12 protein-coding genes are annotated in these 12,718 nt (G+C 28.1%); 1 reads left to right on the top strand and 11 read right to left on the bottom strand.

Features of this window, described 5'->3' with window-relative positions; genetic code table 11:
• Positions 1–105: 105 nt before the first annotated feature.
• Positions 106–1,230: an alanine racemase gene (alr, locus tag KGF52_RS17975; RefSeq protein WP_227841119.1), complete on the top strand. Its 1,125-nt coding sequence runs from the start codon at positions 106–108 to the stop codon at positions 1,228–1,230.
• Positions 1,231–1,352: 122 nt separating this feature from the next.
• Here the strand turns inward: alr and KGF52_RS21720 are convergent, their stop codons facing one another.
• The 11 genes from KGF52_RS21720 to KGF52_RS17930 all read right to left on the bottom strand — a co-directional run bounded on the left by KGF52_RS21720 (position 1,353) and on the right by KGF52_RS17930 (position 12,239).
• Complete coding sequence (locus tag KGF52_RS21720; RefSeq protein WP_413927406.1) at positions 1,353–1,547, bottom strand: transposase; 195 nt, start codon at positions 1,545–1,547, stop codon at positions 1,353–1,355.
• Between the two features lie 35 nt (positions 1,548–1,582).
• Positions 1,583–1,840, bottom strand: coding sequence for a transposase (locus KGF52_RS21715; RefSeq protein WP_413927405.1), 258 nt, complete (start codon positions 1,838–1,840; stop codon positions 1,583–1,585).
• 187 nt (positions 1,841–2,027) lie between these two features.
• A complete protein-coding gene (locus KGF52_RS17965; protein WP_227841118.1) occupies positions 2,028–2,477 on the bottom strand; it encodes a PTS sugar transporter subunit IIA in 450 nt (149 codons plus the stop codon).
• Entirely contained in the window at positions 2,467–4,374 is a 1,908-nt protein-coding gene (locus KGF52_RS17960; protein WP_227841117.1) for a BglG family transcription antiterminator, read from the bottom strand. Before KGF52_RS17960 ends, KGF52_RS17965 begins: the two co-directional genes overlap by 11 nt.
• 221 nt (positions 4,375–4,595) lie before the next feature.
• Positions 4,596–6,491, bottom strand: coding sequence for a fructose-specific PTS transporter subunit EIIC (locus KGF52_RS17955; RefSeq protein WP_227841116.1), 1,896 nt, complete (start codon positions 6,489–6,491; stop codon positions 4,596–4,598).
• A gap of 24 nt (positions 6,492–6,515) precedes the next feature.
• Positions 6,516–7,406, bottom strand: a complete 891-nt coding sequence (locus KGF52_RS17950) for a ketose-bisphosphate aldolase (RefSeq protein WP_227841115.1) — start codon at positions 7,404–7,406, stop codon at positions 6,516–6,518.
• A gap of 232 nt (positions 7,407–7,638) precedes the next feature.
• Positions 7,639–7,773: a hypothetical protein gene (locus KGF52_RS21485; RefSeq protein ID WP_255611787.1), complete on the bottom strand. Its 135-nt coding sequence runs from the start codon at positions 7,771–7,773 to the stop codon at positions 7,639–7,641.
• 240 nt (positions 7,774–8,013) lie between these two features.
• Positions 8,014–9,708 carry an ABC transporter permease gene (locus KGF52_RS17945; protein ID WP_227841114.1) on the bottom strand — a complete coding sequence of 565 codons (1,695 nt, stop codon included), beginning with the start codon at positions 9,706–9,708 and terminating at the stop codon, positions 8,014–8,016.
• 1 nt (position 9,709) lies between these two features.
• A complete protein-coding gene (locus KGF52_RS17940) occupies positions 9,710–10,702 on the bottom strand; it encodes an ABC transporter ATP-binding protein (RefSeq protein ID WP_227841113.1) in 993 nt (330 codons plus the stop codon).
• Positions 10,703–10,720: 18 nt separating this feature from the next.
• Positions 10,721–10,867 carry a hypothetical protein gene (locus tag KGF52_RS17935; protein WP_227841112.1) on the bottom strand — a complete coding sequence of 49 codons (147 nt, stop codon included), beginning with the start codon at positions 10,865–10,867 and terminating at the stop codon, positions 10,721–10,723.
• Between the two features lie 328 nt (positions 10,868–11,195).
• Positions 11,196–12,239, bottom strand: a complete 1,044-nt coding sequence (locus KGF52_RS17930; RefSeq protein WP_227841111.1) for an extracellular solute-binding protein — start codon at positions 12,237–12,239, stop codon at positions 11,196–11,198.
• Positions 12,240–12,718: the final 479 nt, after the last annotated feature.

Raw genomic sequence — 12,718 nt, 5'->3', positions numbered from 1 at the left:
TGGTAGTATTAATTAAAAAGTATTAATTTTAATCATATATATTTTAATACAATTTAATATATAACATAAATTAGATTAACTAAAGTGAAAGTAGAGGTACATGTTATGATGAATATAAACTCAAGCACATGGGCTGAGGTAAATTTAACTAATATAAAATATAATGTAGATAACGTAAAAAAAGCTTTAACTAAAGATACTATGCTATGCTGTGTTGTAAAAGCAGATGCTTATGGACATGGAGCTGTAGAAGTATCTAAGTTCTTAGATAAAGAAGAAAATGTTGATTTCTTTTCAGTAGCTAGATTAGAAGAAGGTTTAGTACTTTCAAAAGCAGGTATAAAAAAACCTATTTTATGTATGGGTTATACAAATACTAATAAAATACAGCATGCAATAGATAGTAACATAAGAATTACTGTATATTCTTTAGAAATGGCTATAAAAATAAATGAATTAGCTAAATTAAGCAATAAAAAAGCTTATGTACACATAAAAATTGACACTGGTATGAGTAGAATAGGTTTCTTAGTTAATGAACAATCTATATCAGACATAAAGAAAATATTTACTTTAGAAAATTTAGTGATAGAGGGTATTTATACTCACTTTGCAAAATCAGATGAAGAAAATAAAGAAACTACTTACAAGCAAATAAAGAAATACAATAGAGTTATAAGTTCATTAGAAGAAGCTAACTTAAATATACCAATAAAGCATGTATCAAATAGTGCTGCAATTTTAGATTTAAGAGAATGTGATTTTAATATGGTTAGATTAGGAATATCTTTATATGGTTCTTATCCATCATCTGAAGTTAGCAAAGATATAAAACTAAAAACAGCTTTAGAATTAAAAACTATAGTTAATAATATAAAAAATATAGAGAAAGGAACTAGTGTTAGTTATGCTGGTATATATACAGCAGATAAAGATGTTAAAATAGCTACATTATCAGTTGGTTATGCGGACGGATTCCCTAGAACACAAAAAAATCCTCAAGTATTTATAAATGGCAGGTTATTAAATATAGTAGGAAGAATATGTATGGATCAAACTATGGTTGAGGTACCAAATGATATTGACATTAAGATGGAAGATGAAGCTATCTTAGTAGGTGATATAGACGGAATAAGAATAGGTGACATATCAAGTAAGGTGGGAACAATAGACCATGAAATACTTTGTTGTATAACTAAAAGGGTAAACAGGATATATATAACAAACTAGAGCAAGTAAATAATTAATTATCTGTTAGATTAATTTTTATAATATGGATTCTATAAGAAGTAAATTTTGTATTGATTGAGTCTAGAAATATTTATGTGTTAGCTTAGAGTTAAATTTCTTTCTTAAAAATAAATACTTAAATGAGCTAAAATTTGAGTCCAATTTCTAATTTTTTTAGTCCATTTTTTAGAAATATCTATAGTTGATAAGTATAATGATTTGTCCAAAGAATCATGTGAAGGAAAAATAGACTTCGATTTAGTAACTTTTCTTAATAATCTATTGTAACTTTCCATTGAATTTGTAGTATATATCAATGCTCTTATCTCTTGAGTATATTTAAAATATGTTGCTAGTTCATTCCAATCACTTGGCTCTCTATTCCTGACATATGATTTTCATAGTTTCTAATTATCTTTGGTTCAAAATCTCCATTTCGGTTCCTTAGAGTATTTAAAGTTACCTCTCCAAAACCTGATTTAGCATTCTTATTTCTATATCCATTTCTAGAGTTTTTAGTATTTTTATTCTTATTATCATAACCTAAATGGTCGTCAAGCTCCACTTCTAATATTTGATAAATTGTACTTGCAAATAAATCATTTAACATATCTTGAATGTCTGTAGTTATTTTAACATCATATTCTTCAATAAGTTTTTAATATTTCGTTTTTGTTAAACATAAAAAGTGTGTACCTTCCTTTATATAGTGATATTTAATATTTTAATTATCAATACTTTTTAAGAAGAATACACACTTTATTTTAAATACCCTCAATTTATAGTTTATACAACATCTATACTTCATAAAATATATCTAATATTTCTTTTTTTGTATGTGCATTTAAAAGCCTTTCACTTATATCTTTACCACCTAAAATATAAGCTATTTTAGACATTAATATCATATCCTCAGTGCCTCCAGATTGTGGCATAGCAAACATAATTATTACCTTTACAGGCAAGCCATCTATACTTGGCCAATCTACACCTTCTCTAGATTTACCTATTACCACAGATGCTTTCTTTACATACTTTGTTTTTCCATGTGGCATGGCCATTTGATAACCTATACTTGTAGAGCCTATTTTCTCCCTATGCTTTAGTGCCTTTATAAACTTGCTTTTTGAAGTTATACTTCCTGTATCGTATAATTTATCTACTAATTCTTGTATTATGCCTTCTTTTGTAGTTGATTTTAAGTCTAAAATAACACTTTCTTCGCTTAATATTTCTCTAATTTCCATTTGTTTTCTCCAGTACATTATTGTCAAATAATATTTTAATATCCTCTTTTCTTTTGCAGTCTATTATATAGTTTATATAGTTCTTTTGCCTATATAAATTTGATATTTCCATTAAAATATTCTTTAAAAAACTTTTATTGCTAGTTTCTAAATAAATATCAATCGTTCTATTAACATTATTGATATTCATTATCCCCTTATTTAATTTACTTTGATTATGTATATATATATTTAAATCTTTTCCTAATGAAATAGATTTATATTTACTACCTAAACTCACACCTATTAAACTTTCCATCTGCATTACATCAAAATTAAAATATATATTATCTTTTAAATACATTCCTAACAAGTTTGTATCTAAGGTCATGCTTTTCTTAGGTTTAGTAACCAAAGCATTTTTTATATTATTAATATCACTTTCCATTAATAGTACTGATACAACTATATGTAATTTGTCTTTCAAGTCTAAATTTACAGTAGATATTACAAAGTCTACATCATCTAAATTTCGCTTATTCAACTGATGCATAGGAATTATATCAACTATAGTCCATTCAGGAAATTCTCTTTTTAATCTAGCTGCAAGGAGCTGAGATGTTCCATATCCTGTATGGCAAACTACTATTACTCTTTTACTACTCATATTTCTTTCTATTGCTGCTTGAAAATATGTAGCAAGATACGAAACTTCATCTATACTAATATTCTTTAGATTTTCATACTCTGTCATAATATTCATAGTCATCATGCATAATCCCAATACATCTGAAAATCGCTCTTGTATCTCTCCCAATAATGGGTTTTTTATTTGGATATCATATCTTAATCTGTTTAACATAGGTCTTACATGAGATGCTAGACTTTTTTGTAGTAAGTCATCATTTTTGAGATTTATATTTAAAAATTGTGACATATTCTCTATCATTATAGATGATACCTTTTCACTTTCACTTAATATATCTGATTCATCATTGTAACTACTATTACTTTCACTACTAAATCCAGATGATACTAAAAAAATATATATGTACATAATTTCATCTTTCGTTATTTTTACTTTGTATCTATTTTCTATTTTACTTATAAGTGTAGTGACATTTTGATATACTAACTCGTCCAAATTATCTACAGAAACTTCTCTTTCTTCCTGAGACTCTATTTGATTACCTTCTTCGATTCTCTTTAAACATATAAGTATATGGGTAATTAAATTTATATAGTAGGGCTGACTTATAGTGTATCCTAAATTATGTTCTAACTCTGTAATTATAGTTTCTACAAATATAATAGAATCAATATCAAATAAATTCATCAACGCACTAAACGTAGCATAATCTAATCTTGTTAACTCAGATATATCATGCTGTTCATAATTTTCATCTAATAAATCATCCATCATTTTGGCAATCGATTTCCTTATATCCACTTCTTTACCTATAATCTTAGTTCCTTCTAAAGTCTTATTAAGTTTTAAATTGTATTCTTTTATCCATTCCTCTATATATTTAAAATCATTTACTATAGAAGTTTTACTTACATAATATTTATCCGATAACTGATTTATTGAAGTTATATTACTTGAATTTAGTAATAGATACTTTAAAATTTCCATTCTTCTTTGCTCTACTGATAAAGATTTATTTTCCTTCGATTGTATATTTAAACTGTTGATTAAGTCTATGTTCTTTTTTGCTAAAGCTTCTATTAATATTCCATAGCCTCTTTTTATATCAATTTTTATATTAAAAGTTTCTAAATATCTCTCAATCATCTTCAAATCTTTTTGTAAAGTTTTATCTGATACATTTAATTTATCTTTAAAATATTTTATAGGTCTATATTTATTTTCGTTTAATATCAATTTAAGAAATTCAATTTGCCTCGATATAAGCATACTTATCCCTCCCTACTATGTTTATATGTTTATATTAACTACTATTTTAACATATTTCCTAACTACGTAAAATTACTAAGATACTTCCGTATCATAAAAGAATTTATGATACACCTTACTAAATTGATATAATAGATAATATAATTTCGAAATAAAAAGTAAGGATATTTAGAAGTAGTCAACTGATTCTAAATATCCTTACTTTTACTCTTATTTATAATTTAAGCACCAAGTACTTCAACTTCACTATTTTCACTCTTTATAGTAGGCTTTGTTACCCCTATAATTAATGCTGTTATTACTGTACCAACTAATATACAAGCTATATATGCAACTGGTGCACTACATGCAAATGGTATTACAAATATTCCTCCATGTGGTGCCATTAAAGTTATATCTAGACTCATACATATTGCCCCACCTATACAAGAACCAATTATGTTTGCTGGAATCATTCTTAATGGATCTGCAGCTGCAAATGGTATTGCTCCTTCTGTTATGAAAGATGCCCCCATTATAGCAGTTGGTAGGGATGACTTTCTTTCTTCTTTAGTAAACTTGTTTTTGAATATTAACATAGCTAACGATATCGCTAATGGTGGTACCATTCCACCTACCATTAATGCTGCTGATGGTTCAAATATATTACTAGAGAACATCGCCAATCCAAATGCTGAAGCTGTTTTATTAATAGGTCCTCCCATATCTGATGCCATCATTCCTGCTAATATTGCACCTAATAATACTTTATTAGTTCCAGACATACTTTGTAACCATGACTGTAAAGCTTCATTTAACCATGATGCTGGTGTATTAACTACGAAGAACATTATAGCCCCACTTGTGAATGCAATCAGCAGTGGACATATCAGTACGGCATTTAACCCCTTTAATACATCTGGTAAGTTTTCTGTTATCTTCATTACTCCTAAAGCTATATATCCAGTTGCAAATCCTGCGACCATACCTCCTAAGAATCCTGAACCTCCAATAACTGCCATGAAACCAGCTATCATAGCAGGAGCAAAACCTTGTCTTCCTGCAATTGATTTAGCTATAAAACCAGCAAGTATTGGTATGAATAACTTAAATGCTGAATCGCCTCCAAGTTGTCCAAAGAATCCAGCTATAGGGTTGTATGTTTCATGAGTTGGGTCTGATGCAAATATACCAAACATAAATGCTATAGCTATACCAATCCCACCTATTACTACAAATGGAATCATTTCAGATACACCATTCATTAAGTGCTTATAAATACCTTTTTTCTCTGACCCTTGAAGTATTTCTTTTGAATCTTCTAAAGTTTTTCCACCTGGCTTAATTTCTTTAGCCATTCCATTTTCAGCATTTATAATTAAATTTTTGGCTAATGAAACATTCTTAGCATCTGCTACTTTCTTTTGTAATACTTTCTTTCCTATAAACCTACTTGTTTGAACTTCTCTATCACAAGCTATTATTACGTATTCAGCTCTTTTTATATCTTCTTTAGTTAACTTATTTTCTACACCTATGGCTCCATGTGTTTCTATTTTAACTTCATACCCAAGTTCTTGCCCTGCTTCTTCTAACGCTTTTTTTGCCATAAAAGTATGAGCTATCCCTGTTGGACATCCTGTTATTCCAACTATAAGACCTTTATTTTGATTATTACTTGAATCTCCTGATTCTACAGCTTTATAATTAAATATATCTAATATTTCATATGGAGTTTCTGCACTTAGTAAGTTCTTAATAAGATTTTCATCCATTAAATATGTAGCTAGTTTAGATATAATCTTAAGGTGTTCGTCTAAACTTGACTCTGGAACTGCTATCATAAAAAATGACCTAAGTTTTTGACCATCATTATCCGTGATGTCCTTATCTGTTCTTAAATACATCATCACAGGTCGCTTTACTGTACTTGACTTAGCATGAGGGATAGCTATTAAATTTCCCATGTTAGTTGGTGATTCTTTTTCACGTTTATTAATATCAATTATAAACTTTTCTTTATCATTTATATAATTTCCATGATACAAATGATTTGCCATATAATCAATTACATCTTTTTTGGTTTGTAATTGTTTATCTAATACAATACAATCACTACGTAATATTTTGTCTACCATAAATTCTGCCCTCCTTTTAATTTGTTATCCAATCACTGATTCTTCTTTTGGTGAAAAGCATTTTAATTTATCTATGTCATTAAATAAATTCATTTTAAACTCTATAACTTCCCTTGCAGCTTCTATACATTGTGGATATATAGCATCTGGTTCATATAAACTTGGATTTTGTTCTAATACTTCTCTGCACTTCTTATAATACGCTGATTTAACATCACTTGAAATATTTACTTTACAAACTCCTAGTTTAACTGCTTGTGCTATTTCTTCATCTGGATTTGACGATCCTCCATGAAGGACTAAAGGTATATCTACTACTTCTTTTATTTCTTTTAATAAATCTAGTTTAAGCTCTGGTTTAAACCCTTTTGGATATATACCATGTGCTGTACCAATTGCAATAGCTAGTGTATCTACTCCTGTTTTTTCAACAAAATCCCTAGCTAATTTTGAATCTGTATATATTATTTCATCACAGCCACCTTCTCCTGATGTCCCTGTTGTTCCTATTGTTCCAAGTTCTCCTTCTACAGATACATTTAATCCTTTTGCTATTTCTACTACTTCCCTAGATATAGCTACATTTTTTTCATATGGTAAGTGTGATCCATCAATCATTACTGATGTAAATCCACATCTTATCGCTCTTAATATTTGCTCTTTATTTGCTCCATGATCTAAGTGTATTACCATAGGTACCTTACTCTTATTTGCTTCTTCTATACAACTAGCTACAAAGCTATCTTCTAAGAAACTTAACTCATTTGGGTGTATTGCAAGTATTACTGGTGCATTTTTTTCATTAGCACTCTGTACTACCGCTTTAAGTATTTGCCCACTCCCTATATTAAATGCTGGTACAGCAAATTGATTTTCTTGTGCGACTTTTAACATTTCCTTCATATTTATTAACATATTGTACCTCCAGATATTTTAAATTTTAGTTTTGATTTGTTTGTTATTTATTTTGTCGTTGTTATATTTAAATAATATCAGGATAATAAATGTTAGAAAATAACAATCGTTTTCCTTTTTAAAAAGGAATTTTTATTATACACTCTAAGTTCCTTTTCACTAAATAATTTTTAGAAGTCTGTATAAGTGGACTCCAATAATTACGATTACTTTATAAGTATTAATTTAAATTCTATCCTCTAGCTATATCATCTAATTTATAAAAAGATATAAACATATCAAATATACTACTTTCATTTACTAGAAAATTAACGGTTAATAATGGTATATTTGATATACCTGTAGTTATAAATTTAAAGATACTCATCCCACAGTTAATACTATATTGGTATCAAAAAAATTAAAAAGATATTAGCTATTTAGCCAATATCTTGTTGTAGATTTCAATGGTAGAGATGATTTATAGGAATCATACTCACGATTATCTAATTTTTTACTTCCATAAACTTGACATAAAACACCAAAAATGGCACCCATCGAGTTCATATCTAAGGAATAAAGTGACTTGGTTTTCTAAACACCAATTTATAAATTATCCTTTGTTATTTTATGTAAATCTTTTTCTATCTAATTTAAAAATTATTCCTAATGCTATATAGCATATACCAATTACTAATACACCATAAGCCATAGATACTCCTATCTTAAATTCTTGCATATTAGTTACAATAGAAATTGAAATAGGTCTATTGTAAACACCATAAAGTAAGGCTGACATTGTATATTCTCCAATTGTGCGAATGAATACTAATATAGCTCCTGAAATTATTCCTGGCATCATATTAGGGATTATTACATTATAAAAAGTTTTTATCCTTCCAGCACCTAAACTCCTTGACGATTCTTCTAGTCCTAAATTTATTGACTTCATAGCAACCTCATTGGATGAAAATAATAATGGTAAGGCATAAATTGTATATGCTATAGGTAAAATATAAAAACCACCTATTAAAGATTCATTAAAAGCAAATATACTTTTTTGATTAAATGTATTAATTAGGTTAACTGCAATGGCACTTGCAGGCATACTCCAAGGTAACATTATAATAAATTTTGCTAGTCGATTATATGTATTATCCTTTTTAATTACTAAATACGATACTGGTACAGTGATTATCAATCCTACTACCACTGCCATTAAAGACATTTTCAAACTGTTTAATATAGGCTGTAATACACGTGATTTTTGGAAAATCATCTGATAGTTTTCCAGTGTAAAGTCTCTAGGAAATATAGTTGTCATAATTGAATGTGTACTTACAAAGGATAAATATACAATAGTAATTATAGGAAGCATAATCATAATAATTTGTATTTCAATAATAATCTTGCATACAAATGTAAATATGTCTTTTTTTCTATTATCAACTTTATAACTTTGAGATTTTAAGAATGATACTACTCCATATTTTTTGCCATAATACTGTAATAAAATCATAAATGAAATCCCCATTAGTAATAAAATAATTACTTGAACTGATGCTATATCCATATGGTTATTAGCCTTAGACCTAACAATCTGGGTACTTAAAACTTTAAAACCACCACCTATAAGATTTGGAGCTGAGAAAGAACTAATTCCTGATGCAAAAGTTATAATAGTAGAGGTTATAACAGCAGGTGTAATAACAGGCCATATTACATCAAAAAATACTCTTAGCCTTGATGCTCCCATTCCTTTTGCAGCTTCAACTGTTGAGTAATCCACATATTTTAAGGCAACATATACATTTAAATAAAAATACACATACTGAGTATAGGCAACCACAAATAAAATTCCTTTTAATCCACTAAAATCATAAGGTTTGTTGATAAAGGAGAGTAAAATTTCTATAGATTTTGTAACTATCCCACTTTCTCCATAAAGCTGAATACATGCAATTACCATAATTACTCCAGGAATCATCATTGGACTTAGTAAAAGAATATGTATGATTTTTTTGTGTTTATCACAAACAAATGTCATATATAAGGCAAGTGATATTCCCATAATTCCACATACGAGTACAGAACCCAATCCCAAAATTATAGTATTGCTTACTACCCTTAAATTATTAGTATTTGAAAAGTATTCTTTAAAAACTTCAAAAGAATATCCACCATTACCTTGGAATGCTTGTGCAAAAGTATTACCTATTGGTACAATAATATATCCAATCAAAATCCAAAATAATATACTGTATAAAATAATAGAAATAACATTTTTAGTTGTGAATTTACTATGGTTTATTTTTTTAATCATATTATTCACCTTGTAGCACACCTAAATATGCCCTATCCCCTACATTTAGTTTATTGCTATTATTCAGTCTATTAAGTTCAGTTACTTGATATTTTTTTCCATTATTTGATACTGTATATTCTAAAATTGCTCCTAGAAAATTCTTAGATTCTACTTTTACTTTTACAAAACCACTTTGGTTGGTATTTTGCAATAATACCATTTCTTCAGGTCTTTTATAAATATAAGGCTTTGTCTCTTTTTCAATATTAAAATTAACATAATCTTCTTTTTCAATACAATTTGAAGTCCCTACAAAGTTTGCTACAAAATCATTCAATGGGCTTTTGTAAACTTCCATTGGCACACCAATTTGAAGAACTTTACCCTTATCCATTACAGCTATTCTATCAGAAATAGCTAAGGCTTCTTGTTGATCATGGGTAATAAATAAAGTAGTAATACCTATCTTTTGCTGTATCTCTCTTATTTCTTCTCTCATCTTGATTCTTAAAGCTATATCTAGATTAGACATTGGCTCATCTAATAAAAGCATAGTAGGCTCAGTCGCTAATGCTCTTGCTACTGCTACCCTTTGTTGCTGTCCACCAGATAGTTCATCAATCTTTCTTTTTCTAAAATCTTTCATTCCTGCCAATTCTAAATAATTATCACATTTTTCCACTATAATTTTTTTAGATAACTTTTTTATTTTCAATCCATAAGATACATTTTCTTCTACTGTCATATTTGGAAACAGTGCATAGTTTTGAAAAACAGTTCCCATATTTCTATTTTCTGGTTCTAGGTTAGTAATATTTTTATCACCAACATAAATACTTCCAGAAGAAGGTTTTATAAATCCACCAATTATTCTTAAAATAGTCGTTTTTCCACATCCGGAAGGACCTAATAAAGTAAAAAACTCTCCTTCCTTAATGGATATATTAACATCATGTAATACTTTTTCTTTTCCATAATAATGATTAATTTCTTTTAATTCTATATTCTTCATATCGTCTCCACAAATTATCTAATATTTATAATTCTCCAAATATACACATGATGAATCATCATAGATTTTAAATTTAGGAAACTCTATTGCCATTTCATCATCCTTTTCTAGTTCCCTAACTTTTCTATATATATAATCTATACCTTTAATCTCTGCTATTTTCATCATTTTATCTTTATCAAAAATCTTATATCTAACTAATTTTCAGTCCCATTTTCATCTCCTTGTCCACATAAATTGTACTTTTACTATAATTAAAAGTTTTGCATAGTAAAAAATTCACTTCACTTGAGCGACTACGTCTACGAATCACTTCATATCGTTAACTACTTCGTCAGTTGCTTAAAAGCTATTTTATTTAATATTGGTGTGTTAGTATCATTTAGTTGTATGAGTTATACAAAAACCATGAGATATCATAGTTCCCTTATACGTAAAATAGCGAGGAAAATCCTCACTATTTTTGTATATAATATTAAATTATTTAATTAGACTATTTTATAGTTTTATTGTTATCTATTATATCTGTTTCCCACTTTTCAATCCAGTTAGATTGATTTTTTCCAATTACAGACCAATCTACATCCATAGCTTTATATTCTTTTGACATCCACTTTGGTGAATCTTTAAATGCAGAATCTAATGTTGGAATACGGTTAAAATCATTTGCAACCATAGCTTGAACCTTAGCACTTCCAACAAAATCTACAAACTTAGCTGCTGCATTTGGATGTGGTGCATTTTTTAGAGCCGCTACACAGTCTGTGATTACGACAGAACCACTCTCTGCATCCACAACTTCTAATGGCATATTATTTTTTTCTTTATTATCTATTATATCACTTAATACTGCAATAGATATAGCAGCTTCACCTTTACCTATTGCGGAATACATAACACTTCCGCTATTGTAGTAGTTCTTTATATTTTTATTTAAACCCTCAAGGTACTTCCAAGCTTCATCTTCACTCTTAGTAGTTGAGTAGTAATTGATTAAGTTACTAACAGTAGAACGCATAGATGATGATAATGAATCTCTAGAAACTATTAAGTCTTTATATTCTTCTTTTGTTAAATCGCTCCAATCTTTTGGTGCTTTATCATCTGATAATAGTTTTGTGTTATAAAACATCATTACTGGTGTTTTTATAGTTCCATACCAATATCCGCCTGAATCTTTGTAAGACTTATCTAATTCATTATTCCAGCTTGGTTCAGTCTTTTCATATAATCCTTCTTCTTTTAATTGCATGTATGTAGATGTATCTCCACCAAACATTATATCTGCTTGTGGATTATCTTTTTCACTTCTAACACGATCTGCTAGTTCACCTTTTAAGTTTATGAATTCAACATTAACGCCTGTTTCCTTTGTAAATTCTTCAGAAATTGCTCCTAGCATATCCTCTCCATGTGTAGTATATACTACTAATGTATCCTCTAATTCATCACTTTTTGATGTGCTATCATTGCTACAAGCTACAAGTGATAATGACATTGCTACAGTTAATAAGACAACTGCTATTTTTATCTTCATATCAATTCATCCCCCATATTCTCCATGTTCATTTTAAATGTTATTATTCTTATAGTCAACGATTCAACAATAATCTATATAATTGTATTTTTCTATAACTACTGATTTTATTATTGTTTTTTTCTATGGCTATACTTATTTTTATACATATAATTTTTATATTCACATTAATCCATTTTTCAATCTGGGTATTTTATTTCTTTAAAACATATTTTAAATATTAATATTATCATTATTTATATGCATAAAAAATGACCTATGAATAGGTCACCTAAACCAATACTTATATAGTATATGAGATACTTTCTTAAATCACTTATTATTTTTTTATCTAGACTAGCTTCAGTAAATAATGCATGTATGTGTGGTTTCCATTTTAAGTCTTAATTAAAAGTATAAACTACTGTAAAACTATACCTCATCCTCACATCTAAACTTTAAATTTTTATCTATTATTTATTAGTTGACTGTATATTCAC

This window comes from Clostridioides sp. ZZV15-6597 (genome assembly GCF_020657815.1).
Classification (GTDB): domain Bacteria; phylum Bacillota; class Clostridia; order Peptostreptococcales; family Peptostreptococcaceae; genus Clostridioides.
This window is presented reverse-complemented; position numbering and strand designations above follow the sequence as displayed.